General features: G+C 67.3%; 7 protein-coding genes. 1 reads left to right on the plus strand and 6 read right to left on the minus strand.

Features of this window, described 5'->3' with window-relative positions:
* Positions 1–53: 53 nt before the first annotated feature.
* Entirely contained in the window at positions 54–1,721 is a 1,668-nt protein-coding gene (ettA, locus tag AC07OA_RS11815; protein ID WP_494663999.1) for an energy-dependent translational throttle protein EttA, read from the minus strand.
* A gap of 240 nt (positions 1,722–1,961) precedes the next feature.
* Between ettA and AC07OA_RS11820 the strand changes: the two genes are divergently transcribed.
* A complete protein-coding gene (locus AC07OA_RS11820; protein WP_494664000.1) occupies positions 1,962–4,343 on the plus strand; it encodes a TonB-dependent receptor in 2,382 nt (793 codons plus the stop codon).
* Positions 4,344–4,437: 94 nt separating this feature from the next.
* Here the strand turns inward: AC07OA_RS11820 and AC07OA_RS11825 are convergent, their stop codons facing one another.
* The 5 genes from AC07OA_RS11825 to AC07OA_RS11845 form a co-directional block, all read right to left on the minus strand.
* A complete protein-coding gene (locus AC07OA_RS11825; protein ID WP_494664001.1) occupies positions 4,438–8,073 on the minus strand; it encodes a hypothetical protein in 3,636 nt (1,211 codons plus the stop codon).
* 107 nt (positions 8,074–8,180) lie between these two features.
* Positions 8,181–11,522, minus strand: a complete 3,342-nt coding sequence (locus tag AC07OA_RS11830) for a beta strand repeat-containing protein (RefSeq protein WP_494664002.1) — start codon at positions 11,520–11,522, stop codon at positions 8,181–8,183.
* A 134-nt stretch (positions 11,523–11,656) separates the two neighbouring features.
* Complete coding sequence (locus AC07OA_RS11835) at positions 11,657–15,880, minus strand: beta strand repeat-containing protein (RefSeq protein WP_494664003.1); 4,224 nt, start codon at positions 15,878–15,880, stop codon at positions 11,657–11,659.
* Positions 15,881–15,984: 104 nt separating this feature from the next.
* Positions 15,985–20,838 carry a beta strand repeat-containing protein gene (locus AC07OA_RS11840; RefSeq protein ID WP_494664004.1) on the minus strand — a complete coding sequence of 1,618 codons (4,854 nt, stop codon included), beginning with the start codon at positions 20,836–20,838 and terminating at the stop codon, positions 15,985–15,987.
* A 129-nt stretch (positions 20,839–20,967) separates the two neighbouring features.
* Positions 20,968–23,079 (minus strand): calcium-binding protein, encoded by a 2,112-nt coding sequence (locus tag AC07OA_RS11845; RefSeq protein ID WP_494664005.1) that lies wholly within the window; start codon positions 23,077–23,079, stop codon positions 20,968–20,970.
* Positions 23,080–23,428: the final 349 nt, after the last annotated feature.

Below are 23,428 nucleotides of genomic sequence, written 5' to 3' on the forward strand. Positions count from 1 at the left end.
CACAACCTTAGGAAGGGTTCGCATGGGGGAAGCGGGTTGTCCAGCGGCCCCGCTTAGCGGGCGAACTTCTGGAACTTGATGCGCTTGGGGATGAGGCTGTCGGCGCCCAGGCGGCGCTTCTTGTCTTCCTCGTACATCTCGAAGTTACCCTCGAACCATTCGACGTGGCTGTCGCCTTCGAAGGCCAGGATGTGGGTCGCCAGGCGGTCCAGGAACCAGCGATCGTGGCTGATGACCACGGCGCAGCCGGCGAACTCTTCCAGGGCCTCTTCCAGGGCCTGCAAGGTTTCGATGTCCAGGTCGTTGGTCGGTTCGTCGAGCAGCAGCAGGTTGCCGCCGGTGGCCAGGGTCTTGGCCAGGTGGACGCGGTTGCGCTCACCGCCCGACAGCAGGCCGACCTTCTTCTGCTGGTCGCCGCCCTTGAAGTTGAAGCTGCCGACATAGGCGCGGCTGTTAATCTCGCGCTTGCCGACGATCATGATGTCGGTGCCGCCGCTGATCTCCTGCCAGATGGTCTTGTTCGGATCCAGGGCGTCGCGCGACTGATCGACGTACGAGAGCTTCACCGTCTCGCCGACCTTCACGGTGCCGGCGTCGGGTTGCTCGCGGCCGGTGATCAGCTTGAACAGGGTCGACTTGCCGGCGCCGTTCGGACCAATGACGCCGACGATGCCGTTGGGCGGCAGCTTGAACGACAGGTCCTTGAACAGCACCTTGTCGCCGTACTCCTTCTCCAGGCCGGTGACTTCCAGGACCACGTTGCCCAGGCGCGGGCCGGGCGGGATCTGGATGTGGGCCTGGGTCTGGGCGGCGCGGGCGTTCTCCTGCGCGGCGACCATTTCCTCGTACGAGGCCAGACGGGCCTTCGACTTGGACTGACGGGCCTTGGGCGAGCTGCGGACCCATTCCAGTTCGCGGGTCAGGGCGCGCTGGCGAGCCTCGGACTCCGACTGCTCCTGGACGACGCGCTTCTGCTTCTGCTCCAGCCAGCCGGAGTAGTTGCCCTCGTAGGGGATGCCCTTGCCGCGATCCAGCTCAAGCGTCCACTTGGTGACCTGATCCAGGAAGTAGCGGTCGTGGGTGACCAGGATGACGCAGCCCGGGAACTCTTCCAGGTGATGCTGCAGCCAGGCCACGGACTCGGCGTCCAGGTGGTTGGTCGGTTCGTCCAGCAGCAGGATGTCGGGCTTGCTCAGCAGCAAGCGGGCCAGGGCGATGCGGCGCTTCTCGCCGCCCGACAGGCTTTCGATGTTGGCGTCGTTGGGCGGGCAACGCAGGGCGTCGATGGCCATCTCGACCTTGGAGTCGATGTCCCACAGGTCGCGGGCGTCGATGATCTCCTGGAGCTTGGTCATCTCCTCCATCAGCTCGTCGGAATATTCCACGCCGAGCTGGTTGGCCGCCGCGTTGTAGCGGTCGAAGATCTGCTTGTCCTCGCAGTCGGCGATGACGTTGCCCCAGACGTCGAGCGTGGGATCCAGCACCGGCTCCTGCGGCAGGTACCCGCGCTTGATGCCTTCGGCGGCCTTGGCCTCGCCCGAGAATTCCTTGTCGATCCCGGCCATCACCTTGAGCAGGGTGGACTTACCCGAACCGTTGACGCCGACCACGCCGATCTTGGCGTCGGAATAGAACGACAGCCAGATGTTCTCGAAGACCTTCTTGCCGCCGGGATAGGCCTTGGTCAGGCCTTGCATCTGGAAAATATATTGCTGAGCCATGGCGGGCGTCGGCCTCTTCGTATCGGGATCGGGGGTCGGGCGCTCAGATAGCCTTCGGGACGGGATTCCGCAATGTTCCCCTGCCCGGCGAGCCGCGACAGGCTGTCATGGCTTCGTCGCCGTTCCGTCGACCAGCCGACACGGAACTGTCGGCGCGCTGTCGTCGAGCGCTGTTACCCGAGCTTTCCAAGCCGGCGCCGCTTCCTCCCCTTTTGAGCGCCGGCGTGGGGATACCTGATCATGAAACGACACCTCATGCTGGGCGGCGCCGCGTGCGCTCTGCTCCTGGCCACGCCGCTGATGGCCATGGCCGCCGAAACCGCCGCCACGCCCGCCCCCGCCGACGCCGCCCCGGCCGCCGACTCCACCGAGGTCGAGGCGATCATCGTGCTGGGCCAAGGCCAGAGCCGCCAGGTCCAGACCATCAGCACCACCCAGATCGAGACCCTGGCCGCCGGCTCCAGCCCGCTGCGCGCGGTCGAGAAGCTGCCGGGCGTCAGCTTCCAGTCGGCCGACGCCTTCGGCGCCTACGAGTGGTCGACCCGGATCGCCATCCGCGGCTTCGACCAGAGCCGCCTGGGCTTCACCCTGGACGGCGTGCCGCTGGGCGACATGAGCTACGGCAACTACAACGGCCTGCACGTCAGCCGCGCCGTCACCAGCGAGGACCTGGGCCGCGTCGAGCTGGCGCAAGGCGCCGGCGCCCTGTCGGTGGCCTCGACCTCGAACCTCGGCGGCACGCTGCAGTTCTTCACGCGCGACCCGTCCAAGGAATTCCACGTCCAGACCAACGCCACGGCCGGCTCGGACAACATGTACCGGGTGTTCGGCCGTCTCGACACCGGCGCCATCGAGGGCCTGGGCGGCCTGCGCGCCTACGTCTCGGCCGTCGACCAGAAGGCCGACAAGTGGAAGGGCGGCAGCGAGCAGAAGCAGCGCCAGTTCGACGCCAAGGTCGTGCTGCCGCTGGGCGACACCGGTTCGCTGACCGCGTTCTACAACCACTCCGAACGCCGCGAGCAGGACTACCAGGACATGTCGTTCGACATGATCAAGCGCCTGGGCCGCGACTGGGACAACTTCCAGCCCGACTGGAACAAGGCCATCGGCGTGGCCACGGTGCTGAACAACCCGGCCTACTACGCCGGCCCAACCCCGGTCCTCAGCGGCGGCTACTGGACCGGCGTGGGCACCAACCCCTACGCCCAGTACGGTGTGGCCACTCCGGACGACGCCTATTACGCCGGCGCCGGCATCCGTGACGACGACATCTACGCCGTCACCTTCAAGCACGACCTGGGCGAGACGGCCCGGTTCGACCTGACCGGCTACGGTCACAAGAACCAGGGTCAGGGCCTGTGGTACACGCCCTACACCGTCAGCCCCGGCTACGGCACGGCCGGCTCGAACGCCGCCCCGCTGTCGATCCGCACCACCGAGTACGACATCGACCGCAAGGGCCTGATCGGCAACATCTATGTCGACCTGGGCAGCCACGCGATCAGCGCCGGCTTCTGGACGGAAGACAACGACTTCCACCAGGCCCGCCGCTTCTACGCCGAGACCATCTCGGCCCCGTCGCGCGATCCGCTGGACTTCCAGTCGAACCCGTTCGCCACCTCGTGGGAATACAAGTTCAACACCAAGACCACGACCGGCTACGTGCAGGACGTGTGGACGGTGACCGACGCCCTGAAGGTGAACTTCGGCTTCAAGGCCCTGAAGGTCGAGAACGAGATCAAGTCGATCGTCGGCACCGTGAACGGCAAGATCCAGTCCAAGGACAGCTTCCTGCCGCAGGTCGGCGCGGTCTATGACCTGAACAACGGCTTCGAGCTGTTCGCCGGCTACACCGAGAACATGGCCGCCTACGTCTCGGCCGCCACCTCGGGTCCGTTCGCCTCGCAGAACCAGTCGGTGGTCGACTACATCCGCGACAACCTGCAGCCGGAAACCTCCAAGACCATCGAAGGCGGCGTCCGCTTCAAGAACGCCCGCTTCCAGGGCGTGGCGGCGATCTATCACGTCGACTTCGAGAACCGCCTGGACAGCGCCAGCACGGCTCCGCCGATCCTGGGCCTGCCGGCCGTGCTGTCGAACGTCGGCGCGGTCGAGACCAAGGGCATCGAGCTGGCCGGCCAGTTCCGCGTGACCGACGCCTGGTCGCTGTACGGCTCCTACGCCTACAACGACTCCACCTACAAGGACGACGTCCCCGGCGCCGGCGGTACGGTGGCCATGCACACCGAAGGCAAGGACGTGGTGTTCACGCCCAAGAACCTGTTCAAGGCCTCGCTCGGCTACGACCAGGGAACCGGCTTCTTCGGCAATCTGGGCGTCAGCTACACCAGCTCGCGCTGGTACACGTTCGAGAACGACGGCGGCAAGGTCGACGGCTTCACCGTCGCCGACCTGACGGTGGGCTACCGCTTCGACGGCGGCGACAACGCCTGGCTGCGCGGCCTGGAGATCCAGGGCAACGTCACCAACCTGACGGACGAGGACTACATCTCGACCGTGGGCTCGGGCGGCGCGGCCAAGGCCGACCCGACCGGCCAGGCCATGACCCTGCTGCCGGGCGCCCCCCGCCAGGCCTATGTGACGATCCGCAAGACGTTCTAAGTCCTGCCCCCGCGCTCGGTCATGCCGGGCGCGGGAAGGTCCGCGATCACGAGAGGCCGCCGTTTCGCGAAAGCGGGACGGCGGCCTTTTCGCGTCAGGCCCAGATCAGCGACGCGCCTTGCGTGGTGACGTGCGAGGCGATCACCCCGTCCAGCAGGATGTCGTCGCCGTTCGAGAAGGCCACCAGGGTGTCGGAGCCCTGCTGGGTGACGGTCCAGGTCACGCCCGTGCCGGTGAAGGCCGACAGGTTCAGTACGTCGTGGTCGCCGCCAGCCCCGAAGTCGGTGATGCGGTCGTGGCCGCTGCCCGGACCGAACACGAAGGTGTCAGCCCCCGCCCCGCCGGTCAGCAGGTCGTTGCCGCCGCCGCCGGTGATCGTGTTGGCCAGGCCGTTGCCGATCAGCACGTTGGCCTGGGCGTTGCCCGTGGCGCTGACTGCGGTTCCGAGCAGGACGAGCTGTTCCAGATTGGCCGACAGGGTGTAACTCACCGAAGACGCCACGCTCTCGAACCCTTCACCCGCCAGTTCGACGATGACGTCGTTGACGTTGTCGACCCAGTAGGCGTCGTTGCCGATCCCGCCGATCATGGTGTCGGCGCCCGCCTCGCCCGCCAGGACGTCGTCGCCGCCCAGGCCGTAGAGCGTGTTGTCCAGGGCGTTGCCGTTCAGGATGTTGGCGCTGGCGCTGCCCGTCGCGGTCAGGGCCACGGTCCCGACCAGCTTCAGCTGCTCGATATTGTCGGCCAGGGTGTAGCTGACATAGGAGGCCACCGTGTCGAAACCCTGCCCCGCCAGCTCGACCACCACGTCATTGACGTTGTCGACCCAGTAGGCGTCGTCGCCCAAACCCCCGACCAGACGGTCGGCGCCACCGGCCCCGTCCAACACGTTGTTGAGCGCGTTGCCGGTGATGACGTTGGCCTGGGCGTTGCCGGCCCCGTAGGTGGCCGCGCCCAGCACGAACAGCTGCTCGATGTCGGCGCTCAGGGTGTAGTTGGCGAAGGCCGCGACGCTGTCATAGCCCTCTCCGGCCAGCTCGGTGATCACGTCGCCGCTGCTGTCGACCCAGTAGGCGTCGTTGCCGGCGCCGCCGATCATGATGTCCGCGCCGCCCTCGCCGCTCAGCACGTCGTCGCCGTCCAGGCCGTAGAGGGTGTTGGTGATGGCGTTGCCGATCAGCATGTTGCCGGTCGCGTTGCCGATCGCCGTCTGCGCCGACCCCACCAGGATCAGCTGCTCGATATTGGCCGACAGGGTATAGCTGACGAACGAGGCGACGGTGTCGAAGCCCTCGCCGGTCAGTTCGGTCACCACGTCGCCGGCGTCATCGACCCAGAAGGCGTCGTCGCCGCGTCCGCCCACCAGGGTGTCGGCCCCGTATCCGCCGTCCAGGATGTCGGCGCCGTCCAAGCCGTAGAGGGTGTTGTTTCCGGCGTTGCCGACCAGGGTGTTGTCGGCCGCGTTACCCATGCCAGTGATCGCCCCGCCCACCAGGATCAGGTTCTCGAGATTGGCCCCCAGGGTGTAGTCGAAATAGGCGTTGACCGTGTCGACGCCTTGGCCGGCCTCCTCGGCGACCACGGTCAGGGCGCCCGCGACCCAGTAGGTGTCGTCGCCCGTCTGGCCCAGCAGTTGGTCCCGACCGCTGCCGTCCCAGAGGATATCGTCTCCGGCGCCGCCCTCCAGCCAGTCGTCGCCCGCGCCACCGAACATCTGGTCAGCGCCATCGCCGCCGTACATGACGTCCGCGCCGGCCTCGCCGTAGAGGATGTCGTCGCCGGCCCAACCCCAGACGCCGTCGTCGCCGTCGCCGGCCCGGATCACGTTGACGCCGTCGGTCCCCACCAGCCCGTCGCGGAAAGCGCTGCCGACGATGTTCTCGAGGCCGCTCAGGGTGGCCGAGAATAGCCCGGTGGCGCTGGAGGCCCCGCCCTGTTGCAGGTTGACGGTCACGCCTTCGATCGCGTCGGCGAAGGTGACGGTGTCGACGCCGTCGCCGCCGCTCAGCGTGTCGCGGCCCAGGCCGCCGTTCAGCACGTCGTCGCCGCCTCGGCCTTCCAGAACATCGTCGCCGCCTAGGCCGCTCAGCGTGTCGTTGGCGACGCCGCCGATCAGGTGGTTGGCCTGGGCGTCGCCCACCAGGGTCCGGGGCGCGAGGCTCAGCAGGACGATGCTGGGTCGCAGCGCCTCGACCTGGACGTTCTTCACGCGGATGCTGTCGAGCGCCGACAGCTGGATCACCACGTCGGCGCCGTCCTGAACCAGGCCCAGGATCTCGGAATAGCCATGGTCGTCGTCGCTGAGGTCGATCTTGTCCTGGCCGACGACAAAGTCCTCGATCACGTCGTGGCCGTTGCCTTGGATGAACCAGAACACGTCCGCGCCCGCGCCGCCCGTCAGGCTGTCGGCGCCTTGGCCGCCGTCCAGGATGTCGGCGCCGGCGCCGCCGTTCAATTGGTCCGTGCCGTCCTCGCCGACCAGATAGTCGTCGCCGTCCTTGCCGCTGATCTGGTCGTCGCCGCTGCCCCCCAGGATCAGGTTGGCCTGGGCGTCGCCGGTCAGGGTGTCGTTGAACGCGGAGCCGAGCAGACCCTCGATGCTCAGCAGCGCCGTCGAGGCCTGGCCGCCGATCGATTGAGCGGTGGTCTTCTCCAGAGTGATCGTCACGGCGGCGGTGGCGAACCGGTAGTCGACCATGTCGTAGCCGGCGCCGCCGACGAACGTCGCCGCGCCGCTCCCCGCCATGAAGGTGTCGTCGCCGGCTTCGCCGTAGAAGCTCTCGACACCGTTCCCGGCCAGGATCAGGTCGTCGCCCTCGCCGCCCATGACGGCCTGCACCGTATGGCCGCCGCGACCGTCATAGAAGTCGTTGTGGTCGCCCAGCTCGATCAGCCCGTCGATCGTGCCGGAATTGACCAGCACGTCGTCGCCCCGGCCCAGGAAGATCCGCCCGGTGATCGTCCCCGAGTTCTCGACCGTGCTGGCCTGGCTCTCGGGCGAATTGTCGTTGTTGTTCTCGCGGAGCGCGTAGTCGCCGCGGATCGTGCCGGAATTGACGATGTGGGTGTCGCCCATGCCGAAGAAGGCGATGGCGGTGGCGTAGGACGTGGTGGTGTCGGTGTCTTCGGCGACGATCTGGCCGGTATTGATCACCGTTCCATTGCCGTTGGGTAGCGAGATCGCGTAGGCGCCGCTGCCCTTGCCTTCGGAATAGGCGTAGACCAAGCCGCTGTTCACCACCTCGCCGCCATTGGCCAGATAGAGGCCGAAGGTGCTGCCGCCGGCGCGCGCGGTGATCTGTCCGCTGTTGTCCACCAGCGGACCGTCGCCGTCGAGACGGGGGCGCCAGGTTTCGAACGCGATCGCCTGGCTCTTGGCCTCGACGGTGATCGAGCCGGTGTTGATCAGGCTGGGCGACCAGGAATTGGCGCGAATGACATAGGCGTCGCCGCCCATCGCACTCACATATATCGAGCCGTGGTTCTCGATCTTGTCGCCGGTCCAGAATCTGTGGGTGGCCACGCTGATCAGCTCGATCGTGCTGTAGACCGCCACCGGCGCGACGAACCGCAGGTCGCCGTAGTTGATCAAGTTGATGGGCGCCGCCGAGTGCGGATCGCTGTACGGCGGCGTCATCAGGAACGCCTTGTTGCCGTTGTATTCGTCGCTGTACGTGAGCTCGAGGGGGCCGGCCGGAATGGTCGTGTTCTTGTCGACCAGGATACTCATGAATCTTCCCCCAAACGCCACGGTACGCGAGCTTGACCGTTCTAGCGACGCCGTGACGGGCGCGCCAGATACAACCTTCGGCATTCATGATCCGCGACGCGGGCCGATCAGTTCCAGATCAGCGACGTCCCCTGGGTGGTGACGTGCGAAGCGGTGACGCCGTCCAGCAGGATGTCGTCGCCGTTCGAGAAGGCCACCAGGGTGTTTGACCCCTGCTGGGTCACCGTCCAGGTAACCCCCGTGCCGGTGAAGGCCGACAGGTTCAGCACGTCGTGCGCCCCGCCCGAACCGAAGTCGGTGACCCGGTCGTGGCCGCTGCCCGGCCCGAACACGAAGGTGTCCGCGCCCGCTCCGCCGGTCAGGACGTCGTTGCCGCCGCCGCCGGTGATGGTGTTGTCCAGGCCATTGCCGATCAGGACGTTGGCCTGGGCGTTGCCGGTGGCGCTGACAGCGGTCCCGAGCAAGACCAGTTGCTCCAGGTTCGCCGACAAGGTGTAGCTGACCGACGAGGCCACGCTCTCGAAGCCCTCGCCCGCGTTCTCGACGATGACGTCGCCGGTGTTGTCGACCCAGTAGGCGTCGTTGCCGATCCCGCCGATCATCGTGTCGGCTCCAGCCTCGCCGGCCAGGACGTCGTCGCCGCCCAGGCCGTAGAGGGTGTTGTCCAACCCGTTGCCGTTCAGGATGTTGCTGCTGGCGCTGCCGGTAGCCGTGACAGCCACGGTCCCGACCAGTTTCAGCTGCTCGATATTGTCGGCCAGGGTGAAGCTGACGAACGAGGCGACGGTGTCGAAGCCCTGCCCGGCCAGCTCGACCACCACGTCGCCCGCGTTATCGACCCAATAGGCGTCGTCGCCCAGGCCGCCGGCCAGGCGGTCGGCGCCGGCCTGGCCATCCAGCACGTTGCTCAGCTCGTTGCCGGTGATGATGTTGGCCTCGGCGTTGCCGATGCCGTTGCGGGCGGTTCCCAGCAGGGTCAGCTGCTCGATATTGGCCGCCAGCGTCAGATCGACGAAGCTGGCCACGCTGTCGAAGCCCTCGCCCGCGGCCTCCACCAGCACGTCGGTGGTCGCCCCCACCCAATAGGCGTCGTTGCCCGCGCCGCCGATCATGGTGTCCAGGCCGCCGTTGCCGGCCATGACGTCGTTGCCGTCCAGGCCGGTCAGCACGTTGCTCGACGCGTTGCCGATCAGCATGTTGCCGTCCTTGTTGCCGGTGGCGTTGGCCGCCGCGCCCACAAGGACCAGTTGCTCGAGATTGGCGCTCAGGGTGTAGCTGACCGACGAGGCCACCGTGTCGAAGCCTTGGCCCGAGACCTCGATGACCACGTCGCCGGCATTGTCGACCCAGTAGGCGTCGTCGCCGAAACCGCCCACCAGGGTGTCGGCCCCTGCCCCGCCGTCCAGGGTGTTGCCCAGGGCGTTGCCCGTGATCCGGTTGTCGCCGGCGTTGCCCACGCCATAGGCCGCGCCGCCATACAGGAACAGCTGCTCGAGATTGGCGCCCAGGGTGTAGCTGATCGCCGAAACGACGGTGTCGCTGCCCTCGCCCGCCAGCTCGGTGACCACGTCGCCGGCGTTGTCGACCCAGTAGGCGTCGTCGCCCAGGCCGCCGATCAGGGTGTCGGCGCCGAAGCCGCCGTCCAAGGTGTCGTCGCCGACGCCGCCCTCCAGGCGGTTGTTCTGGCTGTTGCCGACGATGGTGTTGTTGAGGGCGTTGCCCTTGCCGTTCAGCGCGCTGCCCAGCAGGGTCAGGTTCTCGACCTCCGACCCCAGCATGTAGTCGATGCTGGACCTGACCGTATCGACGCCTTGGGCGCCCAGCTCGACCACCAGGTCGTTGGTGCTGTCGACGACGTAGATGTCGTTGCCCAGGCCGCCTTCCATGCGGTCGGCGCCCGCGCCGCCGTCCAGTTCGTCGTCGCCTGCATAGCCGAGCAGCGTATCGGCCCCGCCCGCGCCGAAGATCACGTCCGAGCCGTCGGCGCCGACGATCACATTGGCTCGGTCGTCGCCCGTCAGCAGGTCGTCATACCCCGAGCCGATCAAGTTCTCGAAATTGCTGATGGTGTCGACGCCGCCGCCGCCGGTGTTCTGGGCGAAGGTGTTGGCCAAGCTGACCGTCACGCCCACGCCGTTGTACAGCATGTTGTAGCTGAGGGTGTCGCCGGGCCCTTGCCAGACCTGCGAGCCGACCGAGCTCTCGCCGGTGGTTCCGCCGTCGATCACGTCGGCGCCGGCGCCCGAATAGATGGTGTCGTTGCCGCCGCCGCCGGAAATCTGGGCGCTGCCCAGGCCGCTGGAGCGGATGACGTCGTCCCCCTCGCCGCCGCTCATCACGGCGCTGACGTCGGCATAGCTGCCCAGCAACTCCAGGAAGTCGTCGCCGGCGTCGCCGTTGAAGATGTAGTGCTCGCCGTGGTTGGCCGTTCCGAGGACTCGCAGCGAGTCCTTGCCGTCTCCGCCGGAGAGGGTGTCGCTGCCGTAGCCCCGGATCTGAATGAGGTCGTCGCCGGCCCCGCCCTGCAGTGTGTCGTCGCCCAGGCCGCCGTCCAGAACGTCGGCTCCGTCGCCGCCCTGGAGCAGATCGTTACCCACCGTGCCGAACAGGTGATCGGTATCGACGCCGCCGGTCAGGGTGATCCCCGCCGCGTTGGCGCCGCCCAAGGGGTCGATGCCGTTGAAGGAAGCCGCCGTCAGGGCGCTGGACTGAACGCCGATCAGCCGGCTGATGGTGGCGTAGCCGTCGTAACCCGGCAACGGCTGGCTGACCTTGACCTGCACCAGGGTGTCGGCGCCGGACTGCACTAGGCGCACCAGCCCCGCGGCGAAGGGATTGGAGGTTCCGTTCCATCCCAGGCCCAGCAGCGTCGGGGCGAGGTCGAGGCGATCCGAGGACGCGCCCGTGATCTGGAAGTCGGTGATCGTGCCGACCGAGCCGGTCACCGTTTCGACCTGGTCCAGCCGGACGAAGTCGTGCCCCGCGCCCAGGGTGATCTCCGCGTTGGCGCGAAGCAGATCCACGACGTCGTCGCCCGTACCGGCGCTGACCGTGACTTGCCCCCGCGTCGCCCCCACCGAGATCCGGTCCGACCCGGTCCCCAGATCGACCAGGAAATTGGTCGCGCCGGTATTGCTGAACAGCACGACGTCGTCGCCGCCGTCGCCGCCATAGATCTGGATCAGGTTGGAGTTGGTGTCGCTGCTGGCCCAGATCGTGTCGTCGCCGGCGCCGCCATAGGCGCTGTCGTCGCCGCCGTACTGGAGCTGCAGGAAATCGGCGCCGCCGTCGCCGTTGAGTACATCGTTGCCGGCGTCGCCCGAGATGTTGTCGGCGCCGTCGCCACCGCTCAGGGTGTCGTTGCCGTCCTTGCCCGAGATGTAGTCGATATCCGCGCCGCCAACGAGCACGTCGTTCCCCGACGTCCCGTTGATAGTATTGATCGGCATAGTCCCAACGCCCCCAACCCCGGGTTCGCCTCACTGACGGCGAACACCAAACCTTTTCGCAACTCTAGGCGGCGACGCGGCCCTCGGCAATCCGGCGTCGCGCGAAAGGCGACCGACGTTCGCCGAGGCCGCGATCAGTTCCAGATCAGCGAGGTTCCCTGGGTGGTGACGTGCGAGGCGATCACCCCGTCCAGAAGGATGTCGTCGCCGTTGGAGAAGGCCACCACGGTGCTCCCGCCCTGCTGGGTCACCGTCCAGGTCACGCCCGTGCCGCCGAAGGCCGACAGGTTCAGGACGTCGTGGTCGCCGTTGGCGCCGAAGTCGGTGATCCGGTCGTGGCTGCTGCCCGGACCGAACACGAAGGTGTCCACGCCCGCCCCGCCGGTCAGCAGATCGTTGCCGCCACCGCCGGTGATGGTGTTGGCCAAGCCATTGCCGATCAGCACATTGGCCTGGGCGTTGCCCGTGGCGTTGGCCGCCGTGCCCACCAGCACCAGCTGCTCCAGGTTGGCCGACAGGGTGTAGCTGACCGACGAGGCCACGCTCTCGAAGCCTTCGCCCGCCAGTTCGATGATGACGTCATTGACGTTGTCGACCCAGTAGGCGTCGTTGCCGATACCACCGATCATGGTGTCGGCCCCCGCCTCCCCGGCCAGGACGTCGTCGCCGCCCAGGCCGTAGAGCGTGTTGTCCAGGGCGTTGCCGTTGAGGATGTTGCTGCTGGCGCTGCCGGTAGCCGTCAGGGCCACGTCGCCCACCAGCTTCAGCTGCTCGATATTGTCGGCCAGGGTGTAGCTGACGAACGAGGCGACGGTGTCGAAGCCCTGCCCCGCCAGCTCGACCACCACGTCGCCCGTGTTGTCCACCCAGTAGGCGTCGTCGCCCAGGCCGCCGACCAGGCGGTCGGCGCCGGCCTGGCCGTCCAGAATGTTGTTGAGGTCATTGCCGGTGATGACATTGGCGTCGGCGTTGCCCGTACCGTTGGCGGCCGAGCCCAGCAGGTACAGTTGCTCGACATTGGCCGTGAGCGTGTAGCTGACGAAGGCCGCGACGCTGTCATAGCCCTCGTTCGCCAGCTCGGTGACGACATCCGTGGTCGAGCCCACCCAGTAGGCGTCGTCGCCCCGGCCGCCGATCATCGTATCGAGCCCGCCGTTGCCGACCATGACGTCGGCGCCGTCCAGACCCGTCAGCACGTTGTTCGACGCGTTGCCGATCAGCATGTTGGCCTCGGCGCTGCCGGTGGCGTTGGCCGCCGTGCCGACCAGGATCAGCTGCTCGACATTGGCGCTCAGGGTGTAGCTGACCGAGCTGGCCACCGTGTCGAAGCCCTCGCCGGCGTTCTCCACCACCACGTCGCCGACATTGTCGACCCAATAGGCGTCGCCGCCCTGGCCGCCGGCCATGGTGTCTGCCCCGCCCTCGCCGCTGAGGGTGTCGTTCCCGTCCAGGCCGCAGAGGGTGTTGGCCAGGCCGTTGCCAACCAGGATGTTGTCGGTCGAACCGCCCGTCCCGACCAGCGCCCCGCCGATCAGGATCAGCTGCTCGACATTGGCCGACAGGGCGTAGTCGACAGAGCTGGCGACCGTGTCGAAGCCTTTGCCCGCCGCCTCGACGATCACCGCGCGGCTGTCGCTCACCCAGTAGGCGTCGTTGCCCGCCCCGCCGGCCAGGCGGTCCGCGCCCAGGCCGCCGGTGATGGTGTCGTCGCCGGCCCCGCCGTCGAGGAGGTCGTCGCCCGCGCCGCCGAACAGTTGGTCGACGCCGTCGCCGCCATAGACCCAGCCCTTCTGGACGCCCAGCCGGCCGTCGAACACGTCCGCGCCGCCGCCCATCTCGACCACCCCGTCGATCGTACCGCTGTTGTCGATGCGGTCCACGCCGGCGGCCAGCTCGATCCGCCCTTGGATCAGGTTGCTGTTGATGAGGTGGAAGCTGGGAGTGTAGGAGGCGCTATAGACCCCTGACTTGATGTGCAGGGCCACAGGCGCCGAAATCGTCCCTGTATTGGTCAGGGTGACGGAAGAATTGTATTCGATCCAGATCGCCGTCGCCGCGCCGGTGGCGCTGGTTGCGCCGGTCCCCGGGCCGCTTGCCAGGATCACGCCCGAATTGAAGTATTCGACCGCGTTACGATCATCCTGCGATGTGATCGACACCGTGACGACCGTGGGAAGTCCCCTGTAGTCGACACTGCCGACATTCGGGTCGAAGGCGTCGGAACGGACATCGATCAAGCCGCTGTTGTTGAACGCCGTGGAGAGCGCCCACAAGGCGACACCGCGCGCCGATCCCATCGCGGCCCGCACGACGATGCTGCCCTGGTTATCGACCGAGCCCAAGGATGCGCCCACGGCGCCGGTCGCGCCATAGACCGTGATGTCTCCAAAATTGTTCAGTCGGGCGTCCGAAATCACGTTCACGCCGTAGGCGAAGCCGGCGTGGTCCTCGACATAGATTTCGCCGTGATTGATCACGGTCCGGAAGTTGTTGAAGGGGCCGCCGACGGCCGCGGTGGAGCCGAGGACATTGGACCCGGCTTCGCGGATGCTGACCAAGGCGCCGTAGTTGGTGACGTCGATCAGCGCGTAGGACGTGATCACCGAACTGCCCGTCGCCGAGACCCAGGTCTCCTCGGGGTTCACCGTGATCGGCTGGGTGAGCTCGTACCCGTCGAGCACCAGGACGTTGCCGGTGAAATCGAGCCCCGCCGCTGCGCCTGGAACCGGCGCGGGCGCACCGCTGACCGCGTCCAGCCCACCGCCGGTAGCAGTGGAATTGGTCGCCACCACGCCGGCGCCTGACACCAGCACGGTGCGGCCGTCCAGGGCGTAGCTGTGATAGACCACGCCGTCGACCGTCTGGTCGGCGCCGGCGATCCAGGCGCCCACCAGCTCGACCCGGTCGGTGGCCGCCGTGGTCACCAGCAGCTGCTTCTCGCCGCCGGTCAGGGCGACGATGTCGACCGAACGCACGATCAGCGACTGGCCGCCGCCCATCACCACGCGCTCGATCTCCTTCAGCGCGCCGGCCTGCAGGATGGTCGCGAGATCCAGGCTCCGACCGCCACTCGGCAGGACCAGGGTGTCGAAACCCGCCCCGCCGTCGATCAGCGAGAAGCCGAAGTCGCCGGCCTCGATCCGGTCGTCGCCGAAGCCGCCGAACGCCTGGTCGCCGCCCTGGGTGACGATGCGGTCGTTGCCGTACTCGCCATAGAGACCGTCATTGCCGGCGCCGCCGATCAGGACGTCGTCGTTGCCCCCGCCCATCAGCAGATCGTCGCCGCCGTTGCCCTCCAGGCGGTCGGCGCCGTCGTCGCCGGCCACGACGTCACGGCCCGCCGAACCCAGGAAGGTGTCGTCGCCCCACCCCAGGTCGACGACGCCATCGATCGTGCCCGTGCGGGTGTCGACGCTGTCGGCGCCCTCCTCCATGTAGATGTCGCCGACGATGGTCCCCTTGTTGACCAGCACGTCGTCGCCGCGGTCGAGATAGATCAGGCCCTCGATCCGGCCGGTGGCCTCGTTGGTGACCAGTTCGACGCTCGACTGGGCCGTCGTGGCGTTGAAGTCCGCCGCGATGGCGATGTCGGCCTTGATCAGGCCCGAGTTGCCGACCGTGATGGGCCGGGAATTGTGCGCCAGGTAAAGCGCGATCGAAGGCGCGTCGCCCACGCTGCGCGCCTCGATGCGGCCGGCGTTGTCGACCCCCGTCGCGGCCGGACCGTCGCCGCCCATATAGACCGCGATCACCGTCGTCTTGCCCTCGACCAGGATCGAGGCGTCGGCGCCGTTCGTCACGAACCCGCCGTTGAACAACATGTATCCGATCGCCAGGCCGTTCAGCGACTGCACGGCGACGAGGCCGTTGTTCACGTAGTCGGTCGAGGTCCAGCTCCGCAGAAAGGTGGCGCCGCCCTGCCCGTCGGCTCGGACATAGATCGAACCGTTGTTGTCGATCTTGGTGTCGGTAAAACCGACCGTCGCGGTGGTGACGGCCGCCCCGGTCTCAAGCACCATCACACCATTGTTGATGGCGCTAGTCACATAGCCCCACCGGCCGATCGAGTTCAGGGTGGAGACGTCGGTGGTGACCGTGCTCCAGATGACTCCGTTGTTGATCAACGGACCCAGATTATTCTGGAAGTCGCCCATGAACAGGTAGGCCAAGTCCACGGCATAGAGATATTGGCCGGTCGCCACGGTGTAGGAAAATGGCTGAACGACCGGCACGGTCATGTTCGGCGCGCCGGGCGGCGACCCCGGCGAGGGGATGATGCTGTCCACCGGCGCGGCGGCCGACTGGGCGGGACGCGCGTGCGGCGCGGGCGCGCCCTGGCTGTAGTCGACGATACGCATGTTTCCCCCAACGCTCGGGGAATCCGCGAACACCCCTAACTCAACCTTGCCGACACCCTAGAGAACGAACAGGGCGAGGTGAAGCTTCCTCGCCCTGGCCGCGATCAGTTCCAGATCAGCGACGTTCCCTGCGTGGTCACGTGCGCGACCGTCACCGCGTCCAGCAGGATGCTGTCGCCGTTGGTGAAGGCCACCAGGGTGTTGGAGCCTTGCTGGGTCACCGTCCAGGTCACGCCCGTGCCGCTGTAGGCCGAGAGGTTCAGGACGTCGTGCGCGCCGCCCAGGCCGAAGTCGGTGACCCGGTCCTGGCCCGAGCCGGGACCGAACACGAAGGTGTCGGTCCCCGCGCCGCCGGTCAGCACGTCGGCGCCGCCGCCGCCGGTGATCACGTTGTCCACGGCGTTGCCGGTGATGGCGTTGGCCTGGGCGTTGCCCGTGGCGTTGGCCGCCGTGCCCACCAGCACCAGCTGCTCCAGGTTGGCCGAGAGGGTGTAGCTGACCGAGGAGGCCACGCTTTCGAAGCCCTCGCCGGCGTTCTCGGTGATGACGTCGCCGGTGTTGTCCACCCAGTAGGCGTCGTTGCCGGTTCCACCGATCATGGTGTCGGCTCCGCCCTCGCCGGCCAGGACATCGTCGCCGCCCAGGCCGTAGAGGGTGTTGTTCAGGCCGTTGCCGTTGACGATGTTGGCCGTGCCGTTGCCGGTGCCCGTCAAGGCGACCGTGCCGACCAGCTTCAGCTGCTCGACATTGTCGGACAGGGTGTAGCTGACGAACGAGGCGACGGTGTCGAAGCCCTGGCCCGCCAGCTCGACGACCACGTCGCCGGTGTTGTCCACCCAGTAGGCGTCGTCGCCCGCCCCGCCGACCAGCCGGTCCGCGCCCGCCTGGCCGTCCAGGACGTTGCTCAGGGCGTTGCCGGTGATCACGTTGGCCAGGGCGTTGCCCGTGCCGTTGGCCGCCGAGCCCAGCAGGGTCAGCTGATCCACGTTGGCCGACAGGGTGTAGCTGACGAAGGCCGCGACACTGTCATAGCCCTGGTTCAGACCCTCGGTGATGACGTCACCGGTGTTGTCCACCCAATAGGCGTCGTTGCCCGCGCCGCCGATCATGGTGTCGGCCCCGCCCTCGCCGCTCAGCGTGTCGTTGCCGTCGAGGCCCGTCAGGACGTTGTTCGAGGCGTTGCCGATCAGCATGTTGGCGTCGTTGTTGCCGGTGGCGTTGGCCGCCGTGCCCACCAGGATCAACTGCTCGGTATTGGCCGACAGGGTGTAGCTGACATACGAGGCGATGGTGTCGAAGCCCTGGCCGGCCAGCTCGGTGACCACGTCGCCGGTGTTGTCCACCCAGTAGGCGTCGTCGCCCAGCCCCCCGGCCATGATGTCGGCCCCGGCTTGGCCGTTCAGGGTGTTGCCCAGGGCGTTGCCGGTCAGGCGGTTGTCCTGGCCGTTGCCGATGGCGTTGGTCGCCGACCCGACCAGCACCAGCTGCTCCAGGTTGGCGCCGAGGGTGTAGTTGATCGCCGAGGCCACGGTGTCGTAGCCCTGCCCCGCCAGCTCGGTGACCGTATCGCCGGCGTTGTCGACCCAGTAGGCGTCGTCGCCCAGGCCGCCGGTCATGGTGTCGCCGCCCTCGTTGCCGTTCAGGGTGTCGTTGCCGTCGTTGCCGGTCAGCGTGTCGTTGCCGAGGCCCCCCAGCAGGGTGTCGGCCGCGCTCCCGCCCTTGAGGGTGTCGTTGTACTGGCTGCCGATCACGCGCTCGATGGCGATGAAGTGGTCGGACCCGTTGCCGGTGGCGAAGCCGTAGGCCATCTCGACCGTCACCGCGCCGGTGGCGTTCTGGTACGACAGGGTGTCGTTGCCGGCCCCGCCGAAGATGGTGTCGTCGCCGGCGCCGCTGATGAAGGTGTCGTCGCCGACCCCGCCGTCCAGAACCATGCCGTGCGTGGTCGTCGCGCCGCCCTGCACGCCGTGGGTGATGGAGACATTCAGCGTATAGGTGTCGCCCGCGGTGAGGGTCGAGCCGGTGTAGGGACCAACGGCGATGTAGTAGGTGCCTGCCGTGTTGAAGGCGTAGCTCAGATAGCTGTCGCGGCTGCTGGTGCTGCCCGGATCACCGTCGCCGTCGTCGTCGGACGCGATCTGTGTGCCGGCGCTGTTGTACAGCCGCACGACGCTGTCGAAGCCCGAGGTGCCGTCGATGTCGAACACCCCGACGTCGCCCGCCTGCACCGTGAAGCTGTAGTACTCCATGCCGCCGCCGTTGGCCGTGCCCTTGACCGTGGAGTGCGGGATCGAGGAGGAGCTGTCGATGTTGGCGTTGGCCACGAGGTCGAACGTGCCGTTCAGCGCCACGGCGGTGGCCGTGGAGATGTTGGCCGTCGCGGCCGCCTTGACGACGTCGGGCGCCGAAACGGTGGTATAGATGCCGGCCACGAAGGTGTCGTTGCCGAACCCGCCCCGCGCCTCTTCCAAGTTGGCCAGGGTGTCGTGGCCGATCGAGGCGCCGTCGGCGACGCCGGTCAGGAAGTTGACCGTAACGCCCTGGAACTCCTGCGAGAAGTCCAGCAAGTCGATGCCGTCGCCGCCATTGATCGCGTCGTCGCCCAGGCCACCGGTCAGGGTGTCGTCGCCGCCGTCGCCGAAGACCTGGTCCGAGCCGCCGTTGCCGTCGATATAGTCGTTGCCCGCGCCGCCATGGATGACGTCATTGCCGCCCACCGCCGTGGTCGTCTGGGCGATCGTCAGCGTGGTCTGGACGGTGATCGGCGTGGCGCCGGTCGAGATCACGCGCGCGGCGACCACGTCGGAGGCCGTCGTCGACAGCCCGGTCAGGTCGGCGTTGAACTGCAGGCCGAACGGCGTGGAGATCAGGGCCGAGGCCGGAATGGTCTTCACCACGGTCCCGTTCAGCAGGATCTCGACCCGCGCGACCAGCGTCGGATCGATCGTGGGCGCCACTAGGCCGGCGGTCAGTTGGGACGGGGTCAGGACTCGCTCGGCGGTGTTGTTGGACAGGCCGTCGTCCACCAGGTCCAGCGCCGGTAGCGAGGCGCCGTTGCCCAGGCCCAGCGCCCGGATCGTGGCGTTGTACGAGTTCAGCAGGATGCTGACCTCGTCGTTATAGGCCCCGCCGTTGGGCGCGCCGTCCGAGATGAAGAACACGTAGTTCGAGCCAGTCGGGCTCTGCTGCAGGGCATCGGCGGCCACCTGCAGGCCGAGATCGTAGTAGGTGCTACCGCCGACCTGCAGCGAGCGTAGCGACTCGACAACGTCGACCACGCCGTCGCTGTCGGCGTCTTCCCCGGCCTGGCCGGTGTAGACCAGGCTGCTGCTGTCGTCGAAGATCACCAGGTTGACGCGGGTGCTGCCCAGACCGGCGGCGATCAGCGACTGGTTCAGGGCCGTGTAGCTGGCGATGGCCCCGTCCAGCAGCGTGTTGGCGTCGCCGTCGCCGTTCAGGTCGGGCACCGTCTCGCTGCCCGAGAAGCTGTCGGACATCGAGCCGGAGACGTCGATCACATAGACGATGTTCAGCGAGGTCGAGGTGGGCGCCTGCGAGCCCACATAGCCGATGACCGAGGTCGAGCTGTCGGGATCGAAGCGCGCGCCGGTCAGGCTGATGGCGATCGGATGTCCGCCGACGGAACCGGTGGCGGTCGAGCTCTGGCTAGGCGAGAAGGGCTCGTCGCCATAGAGGACGTCGTTGCCGTCCTCGCCGTTGATGGTGTCGCCGCCGGCCCCGCCCAGGGCGGTGTCGTTGCCGGCGCCCATGTTGAGGGTGTCCGTGCCGCCGGCGCCGTTGAAGGTGTTGCTCCCGGCCGAGCCCGTCAGGGTGTCGGCGCCCTCGCCGCCGTAGATGTTCTCGATCTCGTAGAGCGTGTCCGTGCCGATGCCGGCGCCGGTGGCCGAGCCGGTGGAGGTGGCCAGGGTGGCGGTGATGGCCGCCGTCTCGCCCAGATACCAGGCCCAGTCCGAACCGTTGTCGCCGTCGAGGGTGTCGTTGCCCAGCCCGCCGGTCAGGTAGTCCTCGTTGTCGCCGCCGTAGAGGTTGTCATTGCCGGCGCCGCCCTGCAGGCGGTCCGCCCCTTCCTCGCCGTAGAGGGTGTCGCCGGCGTCGCCGCCATCGATGACGTCGTCGCCTTCGTTGCCATAGATAGTGTCGTTGCCGCCCAAGCCGGAGAGGGAGTCGTTGAACAGGCCCCCGTACAGGGTCTCGCCGTTAGCCGTGCCCGAATAGGTGTAGCCCGTCGTCAGATCGACGACCGTCCCGTCGGCGAAGCGGAGCTTTTCGATGACCGAGTCACGATCGGAGTGCTGGTCGGAAATGGTGATCGAGGTGTTGGTCGGGATGTAGACGACTGAAAGGCTGCTGCTGTTGATCTGGAGGCGGATGTCGCTGGGATTGATGCCCGCCCCAAAGAGCAGGGTGTCGATGCCGCCGTCGCTGCCGTCGTAGATGCTGTCGGCGCCGTCGCCGATGTTCCAGACATAGATGTCGTCGCCGCCATTGCCGCGCAGGTTGTCGTTGCCGATCCCGCCGGTGATCGTGTCGGCGCCGGCGCCGCCGCGCAGGGTGTCGGCCCCGCCTCCGCCGTTGAGCTTGATCGCCTGGGTCGCCGTAAGAGTTGCGGCGTCGTAGGTGTCGTTGAAGGCGCTGCCGATGAACACTTCGGGGGAGTCGTAACCCAGGTTGCTGCCCAGGTAGGTCGACGTCCAGTTGATGCCTACCGTCGCCGCGCTGGTGTCCAGCGTGTCGTAGCCGACGCCCAGGATGATGGTCAGGCTGTCGCCGACGTTGACGGTCGTGACCTTGACGATGTCGTCGCCCGCGCCCGCATCGACTTGGTCGCTGCCCCCCGACAGGTTGATGACGTCATTCCCGCCCAAGGCGTTGATGATGTCGGCGGACGTGGAGTCGTTGATGGTCTCGGCGGAATCCGTCCCGGTGATCGTAGGCACGCTGCACCCCCTCGGCGTGGTTAACGGTTCCGAGGATACAAGCAGAGGTGAAGCTCAACCTAAAGCGATTTCACCAAAGAATCTTCCACCTTAAGGACTCGCCCGCTCTCGACGGGCGAGTCGCCTAAATCAGGCCCACACCAAGTTGTCTGCGCCCTGGGTGAGCCCGCCGATCATGACGTTTTCAAGAAGGACGCTGTCGCCGTTGGTGAAGGAAACCAGGGTGTCGGCGCCCTGCTGGGCGGCGCTCCAGGTCACGCCCGTGCCGGTGAAGGCCGACAGATCCAGCACGTCGTGCGCGCCGCCGCCGCCGAAGTCGGTGATGCGGTCATGGCCGTCGCCGGCGCGGAACACGAAGCGGTCAGCCCCAGCGCCGCCCGCCAGCAGGTCGTCGCCGCCGCCGCCGGTGATCGTGTTGTCCAGGCCGTTGCCCACGATGACGTTGCCCTGGGCGTTGCCCGTGGCGGCGGTCGCCGTGCCCAGCAGGACCAGCTGTTCGAGGTTGGCCGACAGGGTGTAGCTGACCGAAGAGGCCACGCTCTCGAACCCTTCGCCGGCGTTCTCGACGATCACGTCGCCTATGTTGTCGACCCAGTAGGCGTCGTTGCCGATGCCGCCGATCATGGTGTCGGCCCCGCCTTCCCCGGCCAGGACGTCGTCGCCGCCCAGACCGTACAGCGTGTTGTCGAGCCCGTTGCCATTCAGGATGTTGGCGCTGGCGCTGCCGGTTGCCGTCAGGGCCACGGTCCCGACCAGCTTCAGCTGCTCGATATTGTCGGCCAGGGTGTAGCTGACGAACGAGGCGATGGTGTCGAAGCCCTGCCCCGCCAGTTCCACGACGGTGTCGCCGATGTCGTCCACCCAGTAGGCGTCGTCGCCCAGACCGCCGACCAGGCGATCCCCGCCGCCCTGGCCGTCCAGGACGTTGTTCAGCTCGTTGCCCGTCAGGGTGTTGGCGCCGGCGTTGCCCGCCCCGTAGGTGGCCGCTCCCAGCAGGAACAGCTGCTCGACATTGGCGCTCAGGGTGTAGTCGACCGAGCTGGCCACGCTCTCGAAGCCTTCGTTCGCATTCTCGACGATCTGGTCGCCGGTGTTGTCCACCCAATAGGCGTCGTTGCCGATCCCGCCGATCATGGTGTCGGCCCCGCCCTCGCCGCTCAGCACGTCGTCGCCGCCCAGGCCGTAGAGGGTGTTGTTCAGGCCGTTGCCGTTGAGGATGTTGGCGCTGGCGCTGCCCGTCGCGGTCAGGGCCACGGTCCCGACCAGCTTCAGCTGCTCGATGTTGTCGCTCAGGGTGTAGCTGACGAACGAGGCGACGGTGTCGAAGCCTTCGCCGGCGTACTCGGTGACCACGTCGCCGATATTGTCCACCCAGTAGGCGTCGTTGCCCAGGCCGCCATACAGCTCGTCGGCGCCCTCGCCGCCGTCCAGGACGTCGTCGCCGTAGCCGCTGTCGAAGAAGTTGGCGGCGGCGTCGCCGGTCAGATGGTCGCCGTAGTCCGAGCCGTACAGCCCCTCGACATTGCTGATCCGATCCAGGCCCAGCCCGGTGTTCTGCGCGACGGCGGTGACCCGCAGGTCGATGTTCAGGCCGACGTCGGCCAGCGAATAGTCGACATAGTCGATGCCCGCCCCGCCATCGATGATGTCGTCGCCGGGACCGCCGTCCAGCAGGTCGTCGCCCGCGTCGCCATAGATCCTGTCGTTGCCCTCGGCCCCGGCCAGCAGGTCGTCGCCGCCGCCGCCGTGCAGTTCGTCGGCCGAGCCGCCGGCCAGCAGGAAGTCGTCGAGGCCGCCGCCGAACACCGTCGACATGGCGTTGCCCAGATAGATCAGTTCGACGTTGCTGATGTTGAACGCGCCGGCCTGGGCGCCTTGGTCGAGATAGATCGTCCGGTTGAAGTCGTAATATTCGAAGTTGACGATATCCACGCCGTCGCCGCCGTTGATCGTGGCGGTGAAGGCGATGTTGGTGGCCTCCTCGATCTCGAAGAGATCGTCGCCGATGCCCCCGTCGACGGTGTCGCCCGCCCCGACCAGGATCTGGTCGTCGCCGGCGCCGCCATAGACCATGTCGGCCCCCGACTCGCCCCAGAGCAGGTCGTCGCCGTCGTCGCCATAGATGGTGTCGGCGCCGCCGTAGCCGACGATCAGGTCGTCGCCGGCGTTGCCGTGGATCGTGTCGGCGAAAGCCGTCCCGGTCAGGGTGTCGGCGCCGCTCGTGCCGTTCTGGATCGCCATCGTCTTCCCCCTCTGAAACTCAAACCGTACTGGCCCCGTCGCTAGGCGAGTCGCCGGGGCTTGTGAAAATCAGTCGTCGATCACGACCATGCGGATGTCTTGAAGGCAGTCCTGGTCCGACCGTGGTCGGGCGACGCCGCGCGGGCCGCGGTCGGATCGAAACCGACCGCTTCGCCAGGCTCGATGGCAAGCGTGCAACCGACAAGCGCGCACTTAGAACTCATGTCACCCCCGACACCTTAAGCTGCATCACACAATTTCAAGCAGAAGGACAGAGCTCAGCGACATGATAGCGATAGTAATTCGCTTTCGACGCGCGGCGATGGAGAAGTTCCACGTGATTTCGCCC

Source organism: Caulobacter sp. GW821-FHT09B08 (assembly GCF_059418225.1).